This window comes from Dyadobacter luticola (genome assembly GCF_005860805.1).
In the GTDB taxonomy this organism is placed as follows: domain Bacteria; phylum Bacteroidota; class Bacteroidia; order Cytophagales; family Spirosomataceae; genus Dyadobacter; species Dyadobacter luticola.
Map to the genome: position 1 here is coordinate 367733 of NZ_VCEJ01000008.1, position 15601 is coordinate 383333.

At 47.5% G+C, this 15601-nt stretch carries 12 protein-coding genes and 1 tRNA gene; 9 read left to right on the top strand and 4 right to left on the bottom strand.

Translation table 11 applies throughout. The features are described 5' to 3' along the window. The first annotated feature begins 88 nt into the window (after window positions 1–88). The 6 genes from FEN17_RS25455 (at window position 89) to FEN17_RS25480 (ending at window position 6729) form a co-directional block, all read left to right on the top strand. On the top strand, window positions 89–415 hold the full coding sequence (locus FEN17_RS25455) for a DUF3467 domain-containing protein (protein ID WP_138368223.1): 327 nt from the start codon (window positions 89–91) through the stop codon (window positions 413–415). A gap of 70 nt (window positions 416–485) precedes the next feature. After that, the gene (locus FEN17_RS25460; protein ID WP_138368224.1) at window positions 486–947 is read left to right on the top strand and encodes a (2Fe-2S)-binding protein; all 462 of its coding nucleotides are present in this window, start codon (window positions 486–488) and stop codon (window positions 945–947) included. Between the two features lie 2 nt (window positions 948–949). Next, window positions 950–3094 (top strand): xanthine dehydrogenase family protein molybdopterin-binding subunit, encoded by a 2145-nt coding sequence (locus FEN17_RS25465; RefSeq protein WP_138368225.1) that lies wholly within the window; start codon window positions 950–952, stop codon window positions 3092–3094. 127 nt (window positions 3095–3221) lie between these two features. Further along, a complete protein-coding gene (locus FEN17_RS25470) occupies window positions 3222–4193 on the top strand; it encodes a hypothetical protein (protein ID WP_138368226.1) in 972 nt (323 codons plus the stop codon). Between the two features lie 40 nt (window positions 4194–4233). After that, window positions 4234–6174, top strand: a complete 1941-nt coding sequence (locus FEN17_RS25475) for a KUP/HAK/KT family potassium transporter (RefSeq protein WP_138368227.1) — start codon at window positions 4234–4236, stop codon at window positions 6172–6174. A gap of 195 nt (window positions 6175–6369) precedes the next feature. Further along, complete coding sequence (locus FEN17_RS25480) at window positions 6370–6729, top strand: hypothetical protein (RefSeq protein WP_138368228.1); 360 nt, start codon at window positions 6370–6372, stop codon at window positions 6727–6729. Between the two features lie 98 nt (window positions 6730–6827). On the opposite strand, the gene FEN17_RS25485 is transcribed toward FEN17_RS25480, so the two are convergent. Further along, complete coding sequence (locus FEN17_RS25485; protein ID WP_138368229.1) at window positions 6828–7085, bottom strand: hypothetical protein; 258 nt, start codon at window positions 7083–7085, stop codon at window positions 6828–6830. Window positions 7086–7307: 222 nt separating this feature from the next. Between FEN17_RS25485 and FEN17_RS25490 the strand changes: the two genes are divergently transcribed. From FEN17_RS25490 to FEN17_RS25500, 3 genes are all read left to right on the top strand, one after another. Beyond that, window positions 7308–7613 (top strand): hypothetical protein, encoded by a 306-nt coding sequence (locus tag FEN17_RS25490; RefSeq protein ID WP_138368230.1) that lies wholly within the window; start codon window positions 7308–7310, stop codon window positions 7611–7613. A 97-nt stretch (window positions 7614–7710) separates the two neighbouring features. Further along, complete coding sequence (locus tag FEN17_RS25495; protein ID WP_229208993.1) at window positions 7711–8886, top strand: sialidase family protein; 1176 nt, start codon at window positions 7711–7713, stop codon at window positions 8884–8886. A gap of 115 nt (window positions 8887–9001) precedes the next feature. Beyond that, on the top strand, window positions 9002–10552 hold the full coding sequence (locus tag FEN17_RS25500; RefSeq protein WP_138368231.1) for a family 43 glycosylhydrolase: 1551 nt from the start codon (window positions 9002–9004) through the stop codon (window positions 10550–10552). Window positions 10553–10735: 183 nt separating this feature from the next. Here the strand turns inward: FEN17_RS25500 and FEN17_RS25505 are convergent. The 3 genes from FEN17_RS25505 to FEN17_RS25515 all read right to left on the bottom strand — a co-directional run bounded on the left by FEN17_RS25505 (window position 10736) and on the right by FEN17_RS25515 (window position 15578). Continuing rightward, window positions 10736–10809, bottom strand: a tRNA-Pro gene (locus FEN17_RS25505). Between the two features lie 95 nt (window positions 10810–10904). After that, window positions 10905–14342: an efflux RND transporter permease subunit gene (locus FEN17_RS25510; protein WP_138368232.1), complete on the bottom strand. Its 3438-nt coding sequence runs from the start codon at window positions 14340–14342 to the stop codon at window positions 10905–10907. Between the two features lie 102 nt (window positions 14343–14444). Further along, a complete protein-coding gene (locus FEN17_RS25515) occupies window positions 14445–15578 on the bottom strand; it encodes an efflux RND transporter periplasmic adaptor subunit (protein ID WP_138368233.1) in 1134 nt (377 codons plus the stop codon). Between the last annotated feature and the right edge of the window lie 23 nt (window positions 15579–15601).

Sequence of the window (15601 nt, forward strand, 5' to 3'; positions counted from 1 at the left end):
CTTTGCTTTTTGGTGCTGTTTATTTTTAGTAATTTACCAAGCCAAAAATGTCACTTACGAGCTCCTTTTAGTCTCCAACAACCAACTCATGAAAGAGGAAAAAGAAAACGAACAACAGATTAATGTAGAACTATCAGAAGAAATGGCGGAAGGGGTTTATTCCAACCTGGCCATGATCGCCCACTCGAATAGCGAATTTATCCTTGATTTTATACGACTGATGCCCGGGGTTCCCCGCGCGAAAGTGAAGGCACGCATCATTGTTACCCCCGAGCACGCCAAACGCCTGATCGCGGCTTTGAAAGATAACATTAACAAATACGAAGACCAGTACGGTCCCATCCAGAGCTCACAGGACAACGAACCGAATTTTAATTTCCCGATCAGCTTCGGCGGACCAGGCGGAGAGGCTTAGTACCAGCACGTTCCGCAATTTTTTGTAACTTCCGTTACAGCTACTGCAACGAAAAACTCAATTATTCACCATGGCAATTTTCAAACTTTCTGTAAACAACCGCGCATACAATGCAGACGTCGAGGGAGATACCCCGCTTCTGTGGGTGCTGCGCGACAATCTCGGGTTGGTAGGTACGAAATATGGCTGCGGCATCGCGCAGTGCGGGGCCTGCACAGTTCATTTGGATGGGAAAGCAGTGAGATCCTGTGTTCTTCCGGTTTCATCTGTTGGAAAATCAAAAGTTACAACCATTGAAGGATTGTCTGAAAAAGGCGATCACCCGGTGCAGAAAGCCTGGGACGAAATCGACGTGCCGCAATGCGGGTACTGCCAGGCTGGCCAGATTATGACCGCGGCCGCTTTCCTGAAAGAAAAACCGAAGCCAACCGATGAAGAAATTGTTTCGACGATGAGCGGAAATATTTGCCGCTGCGGGACTTACCACCGCATACACGAAGCCGTAAAATCAGCAGCCTCTAAAACCAATTAATCATGGCAACATTAGATCAAACATCGAGGCGTGATTTCATGAAAATTGCGGCAGCGGCAGGTGGCGGACTGTTTTTGGGCTTCAACTGGACCAATTCGAATGCATTGCCGGTTGTGGTAAGCGCTAAAGAAATTGCAGCAGGAGCCATACATTTTAATGCGTACCTGTCAATCGGGACGGACAATACGATCACCATTGTTTCTCCCAATCCCGAGATCGGGCAAGGTATTAAAACCGCGTTTCCGATGGTGGTAGCAGAGGAACTGGATGCCGATTGGAAAAAGGTAAAAACAGTACAGGGTAACCTGGATACCACCATATTTGAAAGGCAGGTTACCGGCGGCAGCGGCGCAGTACCGCATTCCTGGGAAAGGCTGCGTAAAGCTGGTGCTACGGCTCGTCATCTTCTGATCGAAGCTGCGGCTGCAAAATGGAAAGTGCCGGCCAGCGAATGTTCGACCGAGAATAATAAGGTGCTACACAAAGCTTCGGGCAAATCCACTTCGTACGGCGAGCTGGCGGAAGCGGCTTCAAAGCTCACCGCTCCGACCGAAATAAAACTAAAAGACGAGAAAAGCTTCAAGCTGATTGGTCAGGCAGTGCGGAATGTGGATAACCACAACATTGCTACCGGAAAGCCACTTTTCGGTCTGGATTTCTATCGCGAGGGAATGCTTTTTGGCATGATCCAGCGACCCAAAGCATTTGGCCTAAAACTAAAATCCGTCGATAGCGCGGCGGCCAAAGCAATGCCCGGCATTGTGGATGTAGTAACATTTGATAACAATGTGGCCGTGGTAGGAAAATCTACCTGGCAAGTAAAAAAGGCCAAGGACGCATTAAAAATAGAGTACGAAAAAGCGGCAGATCTCGAAAGTTCTGACGATCATAACCGCATTTTTTCCCAGCTGATGGATAGCGGCCAGGCGACAGTCCGGCGGAAAAATGGAGATGTAGAAGCCGCATTCAAAAATGCGGCGAAGGTGATCAAGGCGGAATATCAATGTCCATTTTTGCCGCACAGCCCGCTGGAACCGATGAATTTCTTCGCCCATGTGCGCGAAGATGGCGTGGAACTGGTAGGCCCGACCCAGACTCCCGACCGCGCCCGCACGGAAGTAGCCAAACTCACTGGCATAGCGCCCGAAAAAATTACAGTTGAAATCACCAGACAAGGCGGAGGTTTTGGTCGTAGGCTGGCAGCAGATTATGTAATTGAAGCTGCTAATGTTTCGAAGCTGGTGAAAGCGCCAGTGAAATTGATCTGGACGCGGGAAGACGACATGACCGGAGGCACCTATCGCCCGGCAGTGAGATACCGGTTTGAAGCTGCATTAGACCAAAAAGGAGAATTGATCGGCTACAAGCTGAGAGGTGTCGGCATGAATTCCGGTAACCCGACGCGGGAAGATAATTTTCCATCGGGCTCTGTGGATAACCTGCTGATCGACTCTGTGGAGCACAAATCGCCGATTACAACCGGCCCCTGGCGAGCACCGATCACCAACTTTTTAGCCTACGCTGAGCAATCATTCCTGGATGAAGTGGCGGAAGCAGCTGGTAAAGATCCGGTCGAATTCAGGCTGGCGCTTTTGGAAAAAGCAAAAAAATCGCCCGCAGGCGAAGTAAAGTATGACGTGGACCGGATGATTGCTGTCATTAAAACGGCCGCTGAGAAAAGTAACTGGGGCAAGAAAAAAGGCGTTCACCAAGGATTCAGCGTCTATTTTTCACACCGGTCGTATGTGGCCCAAGTGGGTGAAATGGTGATGGAAAAAGGCAAACCGGTACTTAAAAATGTGATTGCAGCGGTGGATTGCGGCATTGTAATCAACAAAAGCGGCTCTTTGCAGCAGGTGCGCGGCGGGGTTGTGGATGGTATCGGGCACGCGATGTACGGGGCGCTCACGTTCAAGGAAGGTGCGCCGGAGCAAAGTAATTTCAACGGTTTCCGGCTGATCCGCATGAATGAAATTCCGCAAGTGGAAGTACATTTTATTGATAACGGCATTTCCCCAACGGGTTTGGGCGAACCAGCGCTGCCTCCCGCCGGAGCAGCCCTGGCAAATGCATTTTACAAAGCCACCAAACAACGTCTGCGTAATCAGCCGTTTATCAATGACGACGCTTTCAAAGGAATATCTTAATATTTATTTTAAATGAAGAGACCGACAGTAAGGTGAAAATGTGATACCGCATTTTTATCTTACTGTTTTTATTTGAAACGCGGCCTGATTGTTGCAGTCCGCTATTTTAATCTTAAACCTAATGGTAATGAAAAAAATATCCCTGTTACTTTTTGCCAGCATTCTTATCGGGATTGCTGCATTTAAAGCTGCGGAATTTCCTGAAACTGAAATCGGAAATGGCATTATTAAGGCAAAATTGTACCTGCCGGATGCTGAAAAAGCCTATTATCGTGGAACACGCTTCGACTGGTCGGGTGTTGTGCCCAGCCTCGAATACAAAGGACATACTTACTTTGGACAGTGGAACCAGGCGCCGTATGATCCCATGCTGCACGACGCTATCATGGGACCTGTAGAGGAATTTACGCCGCTGGGATTTGACGAAGCCAAAGTGGGGGATAAGTTTGTAAAAATCGGCGTCGGTGTTTTGGGAAAAACCGATGACAAAAAATACTCTTTCGCGACCGTTTACCCGCTTAAAAACAATGGTAAGTGGACTGTCAAACCTGGCAAAGACCAGGTAGAATATACCCATGAACTGACGGACGATTTGGGTTACGGATATGTTTATAAAAAAACATTGAAGCTGGTAAAGGGAAAACCGGAACTGGTTTTGGAACATAGCTTGAAAAATACAGGCACTAAGGCGATCGAAACCAGCACTTACAACCACAATTTTTTCATGATCGACAAAGAGCCGTCGAATGAAAACATCCGGATTGTTTTTCCTTTTGATGTAAAAGGTGAGGGAAAAGGTTTTGGCGACATTATTAATGCAAAAGATAAAACGCTGAGCTACACCCGAGAAGTTGTTAAAGGCGATCAGGTTTTCAGCAGCGGCCTGCAAGGGTTTGGAACAACCTCAAAAGACTATGACATTCGCATTGAAAATACGAAAACAAAAGCTGGCGTGCGGATCACAAGCGATCGTCCGCTGGAAAAAATCGTTTACTGGGCTTGTCCCACCACTTCCTGCCCCGAACCTTATGTAAGGCTTTCGGCGCAACCCGGGCAGGAGATCAGGTGGAAAATCAATTATGAGTTTTATACCTTCTGAGACCCGGATATACATTAAATTTCGCTCTTAATTACTGAAAATGGGTTCGCATCAACATCACGACAAGGCTTCCGCGGCAGGTTTGCTGGTTGCTTTGGGAATTATTTTTGGGGATATCGGCACCTCCCCGCTGTATGTAATGCAAGCCATCATTGGTACCGGCGAAATTTCCGACGAAGTTGTTTATGGTGCGGTTTCCTGTATTTTCTGGACATTAACCTTACAGACGACCGTCAAATACGTGATCCTCATCCTGCGGGCTGATAACAAAGGGGAAGGAGGAATTCTAGCATTGTACGCGCTCGTGCGAAAAAGGGCCACCTGGCTCACAGTTCCGGCGATTATCGGCGCAAGTACCTTATTAGCCGATGGGATCATTACCCCACCCATTTCGGTGTCGTCCGCCATCGAAGGTTTGCGGATCCTTTACCCGCAAATTCAGACGATACCGATCGTGATCGGCATTCTTACATTACTTTTTATCATCCAGATTTTCGGTACTACCATCGTCGGCCGTGCATTCGGGCCGGTAATGATGATCTGGTTTTTGATGTTGGCGCTGCTTGGCCTTTCACAGGTGATAGGGCATCCCGAGATCCTAAAATCCATCAGCCCCTACTATGGCTATCAACTGCTCGCGCATCATCCGGGCGGTTTCTGGATGCTGGGTGCAGTATTTCTCTGTACCACGGGCGCCGAAGCATTGTATAGTGACTTGGGACATTGCGGCCGTGGCAACATTCGTATCAGCTGGATTTTTGTAAAAACTTGCCTGATCCTCAATTACTTTGGACAGGGCGCGTGGCTGATTGTACATTCAGGAGGTTATCTGAAAGGCCAAAAACCATTTTACGCGATCATGCCAGACTGGTTTCTCCTGCCCGGCATCGCGATTGCAACCATGGCCACCATCATTGCCAGTCAGGCTTTGATCAGCGGCTCATTTACATTGATTTCCGAAGCCATCCGTCTGAATTTCTGGCCGAAAGTGCGTCTGATTTATCCGAGTGACAAAAAAGGCCAGCTCTATGTGCCGAGCGTTAACTGGCTGCTGTGGGCCGGTTGTATTGGTATTGTTTTGCATTTTAAAGAATCGTCGCATATGGAAGCCGCTTATGGCCTTGCTATCACGCTGACGATGATCATGACGACGTTGTTAATGTCGGTATATCTTTATGCAAATAATGTTAACAGAGGCATTGTCGCGGTTTTTCTGTTGATTTATCTCGCGATAGAATGCTCCTTTCTGGCAGCCAACCTGCTCAAATTCACGCATGGCGGCTGGGTATCCCTGCTGCTTGCGACGATCATTGGGTTTGTGATAACGGTTTGGCTTAAAGCATTTTACATTAAGCTGCGGCTAACGGAATTTGAGAGTCTTGAAAAATACATTAATCCGCTCAAAGAGCTGAGTAATGATATCAGCATTCCCAAGTATTCTACGCATTTGATCTTCATGTCAAATGCTTCCCACGAGTCGGAAATTGAGACCAAGATCATTTATTCCATTTTTTATAAACGCCCCAAACGTGCCGATATCTACTGGTTTGTCCACGTCGACACCACCGATGAGCCGTATACAATGGATTACCACGTGAATGTGCTGGCAGAGGACGACGTGGTGAAAGTGACATTCCGGCTGGGCTTCCGGGTCGAGCAGCGCATCAACCTGTTTTTCAGGAAAGTGGTGGAAGATATGGTGCTCAACAACGAGGTGGACATTACAAGCCGGTACGAATCGCTCAACCGCCAGAACATTACAGGCGATTTCCGGTTCATCGTCCTGGAACGTTATCTCTCGATTGAGAACAACCTGCCATTCATGGAAGAGCTGATTATGAAGATTTATTTTGGCATAAAAAGCATCACTACTTCGGAAGATAAATGGTTTGGCCTCGATAGCAGCGCTGTCAAAGTGGAGAAGGTACCGTTAGTTTTGACGCCCGGAGAGCGGATCAGAATGCGCCGCGTTTACAGTTGACGCCTAGAAATATTTCTATATTAAATTTTTTTAATTATTCATTTCTGCTAAGCATTTTTCCCTTTTCAGTTTGGGTAATACACTACGCACTCTGTGGATAGGTAGTTTGTTTTAAGACGTATCATGCTGGAATAGTTTTATTAGTTGAAGAACTACCTGTATATCCAGGCTGTCATCAACTTAATTTAGCTCAAAATGAAAACGTTACGAATACTTATTATGCTGGTTTGCCTCGGCGTAGCTGCGGCAGCCCACGCTCAGACAACGCCGGTTCCAGCCCAGCAAACACCGACTACGACGCCTGAAACGACCACTGAGGGAGACAAAAAGCCGGAGTTCAATGCGCCTCAAACGCCTGTCAGACCAGCACAGGTACCATCGGAAGATACATTAATAAAAGCACAAAAGAACTCTGCTGTGATCCAGGACAGGATGATGCCTTCTACTGATAAAAAAAGTGACCGCGCCAATCGCCGGAAAAATAAAAGAGGAACCACGGAATCGGACGATGCAAATGCTGTGAAAACGCTGGCAGATAGCACCAGAAAACCTTAACAGTTAAGAATAAGCAACATAAAAAAGGCCCGGAGATGATCCGGGCCTTTTTTATTGGTTGAGTTTCAGCTTAAGACTGATAGAATAACGGAGGCAGGTTAATGCTGCACAGACACAGATTCGGGAACCGCAGGTTCGAGTTCGTACTCCCAAAATGGCTGCGTTACTACTGCTTTGTTTTCATTAATCCAGGTGCACCATACCTTGCCGCTGTACACGCGCCTCATTGTAGGAAGCGATAAATTGCCGTTAGCATAGGAAACGCTTTCGATGATTTGATACTCATCTACTTGCATGAGCCTGGAACCGTTCTTCTCCTTCACCCAGTCGTCTTTCACAAAATTTAACGTGACCATCGGAAATTGAGATTTTCATGTACCGCAAATTCTCAAATCCTATGCCATTAAAATAAAATATTTTGAAGAATCGGTAACGAATACGAAACGCATGAGCGATGCTTGTAGAACTATTTCAATAAAAAATCGCCGCTGCGCATCTATTTTTAGCTGGCAAACGTATATAACTCTGGGCTTAATTTATTTTAATTTTTCTATGATTATCTAAATCTACTTGTCATAATGAAGAACCAGAAGACTACCATCCTTTCTCTCAGCAGTGAAAGCTTTAAACATTATCTGCTTCTGCAGTATGTTGCCAATTCCAGCGACCCAAAATGGCGTCGGCTCAACTTTGTTTCCGAAGATATGATCCTGCCTGAAATCTGGATCCAGCTGCACGACCATGCAAAAGCCGATGTGGAAAGCCAGGGCGGGCGGCTGATGGGTTACGAGGTAGTGAACCAAAAAATTGTCCGTCGAAATGGTATCAAAACGGATTTTTGGCCCGATAACCGGATGTGGGTTATCTCAAAAAAAGGATTATAAATGCGAATAGAGCTTGAATTTGTGTACGGACGGCCTTCCAGCCGTCCTTTTTTATTGTGTATTTTTACCCGGTTAGTTTTCATTTATTCCAATAAATATGTCCCAGCGCACCGTCTCACTATTTTTAATGCTGCTGATTTTTTGCGCCGGCGCCTCCCTGATGGCGCAGGTACCTGTATTTATTTCCGGCAGCGACGGTTTCAAATCTTTCCGGATCCCTGCATTTGTCAAAGCGCCAAATGGTGATCTGCTCGCATTCGCCGAGGGCCGCGTTGATGGTGGCCGCGATTTTGGAGATATCGACATTGTGATGAAGAGAAGCAAAGACTCGGGTAAAACCTGGTCGGCCATCAGCACAGTAGCGGCTTATAACAATTTGCAAGCCGGTAATCCGGCGCCTGTGTTTGACCTGGGTGACCCGGCTTTTCCAAATGGGCGGCTCTTTTTATTTTACAATACCGGCAACAATCACGAAGCCGAGGTACGGAAAGGAAACGGTTTGCGTGAGGTCTGGTACAAAACTTCGACCGACGCTGGCGTAACCTGGTCGGAGCCTGTGAACATTACAGCGCAGGTACACCGGCCGAAGCAACCCAAAGTAAATGCTGCATATAACTTTCCGGAAGATTGGAGGAGTTATGCAAATAGTCCGGGCCACGCCACGCAAATTGCTTCTGGCAAATACAAAGGCCGGATTTTCGTTCCCGGCAATCATTCCGTCGGCGAGCCGAAGGACGATTATACCGATTACCAGGCGCACGGATTTTACACCGACGACCATGGCAAGACATTCAAGCTCAGCGAAAGCATTCCCATCCCCGGCTCCAACGAATCTACCGCCACCGAGATTTCCGGCGGACGGCTCATGTTCAATGCCCGGAACCAGAAAGGCGATAAAAAGGCCCGCATCGTAGCCATCAGCGCCGACGCCGGTATGAAATGGGATACCACCTACTTCGACGAAAATCTGCCCGATCCGGTATCGGAAGGCAGCATTATCACCATCGGGAAAATGCCCTCAGGACATTACTTACTCGCTTTTTCCAATGCGGCCGATACTAAATCCAGGGACAACCTGACGGTGAAGATCAGCTACGACGACGGCAAGACCTGGACGAAGAAGATCTTGATCGATAAGTCGGGAAACGGTGAAAAGGACTACACAGCCTACTCGGACATCGTGCTCACCAGCTCAGACACCATCGGTATTTTGTATGAATTGAATGGTTACAAGTCGATTGTTTTCAAGGAAATCAATTGGAAGAAGGATTAAATATTTTCATAAGCAAAATGTGTAAGAGACAAGCCAAATCCGATAGGTAAAGCAGGTAGGGTAGCGTATTAGATTTGCAGTGATATTTTTTGATAAAGAGAAAAAATACCTGCAGATGAATGCTTTGAAAAAATACCTTCTTTTAGTGATTATCTTGATCCTGCCAACTGCCGCCACGCTAGCCCAGGACGTTGTCAATATTGTTAACTTTAATGAGGCCGGTAAGCAGGTGACGCGGTTTGACGTGGCGGGAGATGCCGTGGATGCACACGACGGCGAAATCGCGTATTTCAATGGTACTTACTATTTGTATGGTACCAGCTACGATTGCGGGTTTGCCTGGCAAAATAAGACGGCACCTTTTTGTGGATTTAAAACTTATTCGTCACCGGACCTGGTGCATTGGACGGACAGGGGTTATTTGTTTGATGCTAAAAATCCGGTTTGGCAGAGCCGGTGTAACGGAAATACCTACGGCTGTTTCAGGCCGCATGTGATTTTTAATAAAAAGACAAATCAGTATGTTTTGTGGGTGAATGTGTATGATAACCGCGTAGGTTTCAGGGTGTTTACCAGCAACGAGCCGACCGGGCCTTTTAAAGAAGTCGAGAATCCAAAACTGGCGGTTAACAATGATGCCGAAGTGGCGGGACTGAATAATGGGGATCACGATACCTTCGTGGACGATGATGGTACGGCTTACGTGGCTTACACCGACTGGCGGACAAAAGGTACAATCGTCGTAGAAGAGCTGACGCCGGATTATCTTTCAGGAACCGGCCGCCACGTGAAAGCAATCACGCCCGGGAAAACCGAAGCGCCGGGTATGATGAAGCGAAACGGCATTTACTACCTGCTTTATTCTGACCCGAATTGCGGTTATTGCTCGGGTACAGGCACTTCTTACCGCACCGCCAAATCGCCGCTCGGACCATGGTCCGAGGGAATCAAAATCAGCGACAAATCCTGTGGCGGGCAGCCATCGTTTGTGTCGACCATTCAATTTAACTCCGAAACGGTATACATTTATGGCAGCGATCTCTGGAACAATGCGGCCAGAAATGAGGCCCTCGCCAACTATTTCTGGGCACCGCTAAAATTTGATTCCACCGGCGCCATCCTGCCGATTCCCTGCAATCCATCCGAAAACATCCGTATCCGTAAAGGAAAATCCGAGGCAGAGGCCAAATCAAAAGACCTTGATAACACGGCTGGAAACGAAGGTTTCACCACCCAATGTGACATCGCCAAAGGCACGCAGCGCACCCAATCTTTCACCGCCAAAAAATCCGGCACATTATCCTCGCTCACATTCACCACATTTCGAAACGGTGTCCCTGATGCTGGATTAGAAATAGCAGTTTACGCCGCCGACAAATCCGGACTTCCCGAAGGTTCGCCCTTATTTTCGGCAAATGTAGCTGCGGATTCTCTGGGCTGGGCCGCGAAGAGAACTTTTATCAAACCCAACATTAAAGTATCCAAAGGAAAGAAATACGTCATCTCCGCAAAATCCGAAACTTCCGCTGGCTGCTACGGATTTGAATTCAATGATGCCTTGCCTTACGCAGCTGGCGTGGCAGCGGTGAAGGCTGGTGGCGATGCGGGATTTAGTGTGGAAAAAGGGAGGAGTTTGAAGTTTGAGACGTTTGTGACAGGTAAGTGAGAATTGGCGGAGAATTTTAGTGGTATTGACGCATACAATCGTCGCACGTCGATTCAGGCTGGGGTTATGATTAAGGTTGAGGCGAAATAATTTCTATAACTCCTAATCTGGCAAAAAATGAGTTATAGAAACGAAATCTATAACTCATAAACCAAAAAAGCCCGGTCTTTCGACCAGGCTTTGTCGGGATGACAAGATTCGAACTTGCGACCCCTAGCACCCCATGCTAGTGCGCTACCGGGCTGCGCTACATCCCGAATTCTTTGGGGTTGCAAATGTAATGATCTTTTGCAGTTGAGGCAAAAAATTTTAGGCGTATCAGAAAAATCCCGATACGCCTAAATCATGGCTACTAAATGCTTTCCTTCTGCCAGTTCGGATTCACCACTTCTGCCGGCTCGTCTTTTTTCCGGAACCATTTTTCGCGGACTCTTTCGTTGACATAATACATACATGGTACCATAATCAATGTCAGAATGGTTGAGAACGTGAGACCGAAAATGATTGTCCAGGCCAGGATATTCCAGAAAATAGAGCTTGGTCCTCCTACTATTAAATGTGGTGCAAGATCGCGGAAGAGGCCGACGAAATCAACGGTGATACCCAATGCAAGCGGAACAAGTCCAAGTACCGCGGCGGATGCGGTCAAAAGTACCGGCGTCAGACGAATCGCGCCACCTTCGATGATCGCCTCACGCATCGGGTAACCCCGGCCGCGGAGTTCTTCGATGAACTCTATGAGCAGGATACCGTTTTTCACCACAATACCGGCCAAAGCGATGATACCCACACCCGACATAATGATCGAGAAATCTTTGTGGAAAATCACAAAACCGAGCAATACCCCGATCAGCGAAAGAATGATCGTGAAGAAGATGATAAATGGTTTGATTACCGAGTTAAACTGCGTCGCCAAAATCAGGTAGATCAGCAAAATTGCGGCACCAAATGCAGTTCCAAGGAACGACATCGACTCGTTTTGCTCTTCCTGCTCACCGCCCATTTTTATGACATAACCGTTTGGAACTTCCATGTCCGCGATCAACGCTTCGATCTGTCCTACGATTTCGTTGGCATTATAACCAGGTAAAACGTCAGAGCCCAATGTTACGATCCGCGACTGATCCTGGCGGTTGATCTGGCTGAATGTAGTTGAATAATGAATGTTGGCCACAGACGTGATCGGTACCTGGCGCAATGCTCCGCCCATCACCATATCGCGGTATACCACATTCAAACTCAATATTTTTTCAATCGACTCGCGGTCGTTTTTGTTAAGCCGCACCATGATCGGGTACTCGTCTTTGTCGTCCCGAAATTTGGAAACTTCCAGACCAAACAAAGCCGTCCGAACTGCCAATGCTACCTGCTGCGAGCTGATCCCTTCGCGCTGCGCTTTTTCACGGTCAATGTCGATGACGATTTCAGGTTTGTTGGTCACCAGATCCGAGCGGAGCTGATCGATCCCTTCGATTCCCGAGTTCTGCACTTTTTGCAAAACATCTTTTTCCAGTTTTTGAAGAATTGCAAAATCATCACCGGAAATCTCGATGGAAATCGGCTTACCGGTCGGAGGACCTACGGCTTCGCGCTCTACCGAGATTTCAGCGCCGGGGATACCTTTCACGGCATCCCGTATTTTACGCAAAATCAACTCCGACGATCTTCCGCCGCGCTCGGTACCATATACAAATGCAACGGTTACCTTGGATTTATGTGGCGTCGCTGCGCGGTCGGGGTTATATGGGTCACCGGCGTTTTTACCTACGTTGGCAATCACCGAGTTTACCATATCCATGGCTTTCTCTTTTTCCAAAACATCAAAAACCCGCTTTTCAATGATCCTGGTCACAGAATCCGTCACCTGCGCATCGGTACCGATCGGCATTTTGGTATAGACATACACATAATCCGGGTCGCCGCTTGGGAAGAACAACACTTTTGGCGAAGCGATACCTGTAATGATGAATGTCGCAACGAGCAAGACGAGCATTGACACAATCGCAACTACCGGTCTCCAACCTCTCAAAAGCCAATCGATCAGTTTACGGTAGTTGTTTTTCAATGCAGGAAGTAAACGGTCCTGGAATGGAACCAGGATTCTTGGTGTCAGAATATAATGATTGAAAATCCAGAGTACGAGGATGAATACCACGAAGTTGCCGATACCGCGGTCGATGAAATAACCGATCACGGCCGCCACCGCCAGGATAATTAATGGCCTGCGGATACCTTTGAAGCTGGTATCGTGCGCTTCTTTTTCGTCATCGTGGCGACCCATGAAGGACACCGCAAAAACGGGGTTCATCACATAAGCCACAAAAAGCGAAGCCCCTAAGGTAATGATGAGCGTGAGCGGCATGAACTTCATAAATTCCCCGACTATACCCGACCAGAAAAGCAGCGGGAAAAATGGTGCAATCGTCGTCAATGTACCTGAAAGTACAGGAAGGAATACCTCGCCCGCCGCCGCTTTCACAGCCTGCTGGATCGTCCAATCCTTGTGCATGTTGAAAAGGCGGTGCGTATTTTCGATTACCACGATCGCGTCATCCACCACCAGACCGATACCGAGCAGGAAGGCGAAAAGTACGATGGTATTCAAGGTAAATTCTGTCCCCACCATCGGCCCGATGATCGGCATCATCACAAATGCTACCAGCGCCGAAAGTGGCACGGATAACCCTACGAAAATCGCATCGCGGACACCCATGAAGAACATGAGCACCATTACCACGAAGATAAAACCGAGTACAACCGTGTTAATCAAATCGTGCAGGTCGGCGCGAGTCTGGATCGATTGGTCGGCGGTGATTTTCACGTCCAATCCCGTCGGGAAGCGGTTTTCTTTGTATTCGGCGATGACATTTTCAATCTTATCGGCCGCGTCTACGAGGTTTTCGCCCGAACGTTTGATGACATTCAATGTGATTACCGATTTGTTGGCAAGACGGGCAAAATCTTGTTGTTCTTCAAAGTCATCCCGAACGTCTGCTACGTCTCCCAGGCGCACTGTTGCGCCGGTAGAAGTACGGATACGAATGTTCGCCATATCAGCCACATTGGTATACTCACCTTTTACACGCAACGTCCGGCGCACGCCCTCCACATTCAACTCTCCACCAGATACGTTGATGTTTTCACTCGCCAAAGCAGTTTGAACATCAAAAAAGGATAAGCCCGTCGACTTCATGCGGTCCAGGTTCACATTGATCTGGATCTCGCGGTTCAAGGCGCCGAGAATGTCGACGCGGGTGATTTCCGGCAATGCTTCAATGCCGTCCTGCAAATCTTCGGCATACTGTTTCAGCTGTTTCAGCGAGTAGTTACCGGCAATGTTGACGTTCATGATCGGGAATTCCGAGAAGTTAACATCCTGAGCAGTAGGGCCGGAGTCGAGGTTGGTAGGTAAGTCTGTCTTGGCTTTATCCACCGCGTCCCGCACCCGCTGCAATGCTACCTCCACAGCCACGTCAGGCGTAAATTCTACCAAAATCACAGAAACGTCCTGCAATGCATTGGATTTAATCTTTTTAACCCCGCTCAGCGATTTCAGCTGCTTTTCGATGGGTTTATTGATCGTGTTTTCAATATCGGCCGGCGCTGTCCCGAAATACACCGTATTAATGTAAATCTGCGGGATTTTAATATCCGGAAATTGCTCCTTGGGCAGGTTATTGTAAACCATGAACCCGGCCAACGTGATGATGAACGTAAAGATGTAGATCGTCGTCCGGTTCTCTACGCACCAGTTGGTGAAGCCTAAGGTTTTATATTCTTCAAATTTCATAAAAGCTAATGTTGAATGAGTGAATGACTGAATGAGTGAATTGCACGATAAATGACAATTCCTGACAATAAATGACCTTTAGCAGATCATCACTCTTGAATACTAGTAACTGATCGGCTGGCCGTCTGAAACTTCCTGGTAACCCAATGTGATCAAATGATCTCCGGCAGTAAGTCCTGAAAGGATTTCGATTTTTCCGTTGTAGCTCAAACCAGTTTTTACTTCTTTCGCTTTGGCTACTTTCTTGTTTCCTTCTGTGACAGCCACATACACCACATTGCCTTTTTCAGTGCTTTGAACAAAGTTTTGGTCGATGGTCAGGGCGTTTTTGCTGGTCGCGTCGTTGATCTGCACATTAGCCATCATATTTGGCTTAATGTCGCGGTCGGAAGGCAGGTTAGCCTCGATCGTGAATGTTCTTGAAAGCGGGTCTACGGTAGTGCTGACGAAAGAAACGCGCGCTTTGAATTCCTTTTTCAAATCAGGAAACTTCACGATCACCTCGTCACCTTTTTTCACGCTGGCGGCATAGGTATCAGATACTTTCGCCATCACTTTCAAGTTACTCAGGTTCACGATCCGCACCACGCCTACTCCCGGAGAAGCCATTTCCCCTACTTTCACATTCACCATATCCACCACACCGGCCATCGGGGCCACAATGTTGGTTTGTGCCAACTGTGTATTCAATGTGCTCAGACGTCTTTCCAGGGATTCCTTGTTATTTTTAGCCTGGATAAACTGGATTTCGGTACCGATTTTCTGGTCCCAAAGGCTTTTCTGCTTTTCGTAAAGCGTGTTTGCGAGGTTCAGCTGCGTTTTCAGTTCTTCTATGGACTCCATTAAAATGCTGTTGTCGATCTTACCGATAATACTGCCGGCTTTCACCTGATCGCCTTCTTTTACATTCATGGCAGTGACCACGCCGCCTGATTTCGGCGTCACCATCACATTGTTTTTCGCATCCACAGTTCCCTGTAAATCAACATAGTGACGGAATGTTTCGGCATTCAGCGTATCGATCGACACCGGTTTCACTTTGGATTCACCGGCTTTTTTCGGATCAAGTTTCGCAATTTCGATTTCAAGCGCTTTGATCTTCTTATCGTTTTCGGCCTGCTCCGCTTTCAGTTTCGCCAGTTCTTCTTTTTTTCCTGCTACGCCTTCTTTTTTCTCACCACTGCAGGAAGCAAGTAAAATGGCCAGGACCGCTATGAGCAAAATATTTTTTTTCATGATCTTAGTAAGTAGCTGTTTCA

Excerpts from the sequence above, each read along its gene's own strand:
- FEN17_RS25495 (WP_229208993.1), top strand. The coding sequence starts at position 7,711 with ATGTCCCAGCGCACCGTCTCACTATTTTTAATGCTGCTGATTTTTTGC.
- FEN17_RS25515 (WP_138368233.1), bottom strand. The coding sequence starts at position 15,578 with ATGAAAAAAAATATTTTGCTCATAGCGGTCCTGGCCATTTTACTTGCT.
- FEN17_RS25475 (WP_138368227.1), top strand. The coding sequence starts at position 4,234 with ATGGGTTCGCATCAACATCACGACAAGGCTTCCGCGGCAGGTTTGCTG.
- FEN17_RS25455 (WP_138368223.1), top strand. The coding sequence starts at position 89 with ATGAAAGAGGAAAAAGAAAACGAACAACAGATTAATGTAGAACTATCA.
- FEN17_RS25480 (WP_138368228.1), top strand. The coding sequence starts at position 6,370 with ATGAAAACGTTACGAATACTTATTATGCTGGTTTGCCTCGGCGTAGCT.
- FEN17_RS25470 (WP_138368226.1), top strand. The coding sequence starts at position 3,222 with ATGAAAAAAATATCCCTGTTACTTTTTGCCAGCATTCTTATCGGGATT.
- FEN17_RS25485 (WP_138368229.1), bottom strand. The coding sequence starts at position 7,085 with ATGGTCACGTTAAATTTTGTGAAAGACGACTGGGTGAAGGAGAAGAAC.
- FEN17_RS25460 (WP_138368224.1), top strand. The coding sequence starts at position 486 with ATGGCAATTTTCAAACTTTCTGTAAACAACCGCGCATACAATGCAGAC.
- FEN17_RS25490 (WP_138368230.1), top strand. The coding sequence starts at position 7,308 with ATGAAGAACCAGAAGACTACCATCCTTTCTCTCAGCAGTGAAAGCTTT.
- FEN17_RS25465 (WP_138368225.1), top strand. The coding sequence starts at position 950 with ATGGCAACATTAGATCAAACATCGAGGCGTGATTTCATGAAAATTGCG.
- FEN17_RS25510 (WP_138368232.1), bottom strand. The coding sequence starts at position 14,342 with ATGAAATTTGAAGAATATAAAACCTTAGGCTTCACCAACTGGTGCGTA.
- FEN17_RS25500 (WP_138368231.1), top strand. The coding sequence starts at position 9,002 with ATGAATGCTTTGAAAAAATACCTTCTTTTAGTGATTATCTTGATCCTG.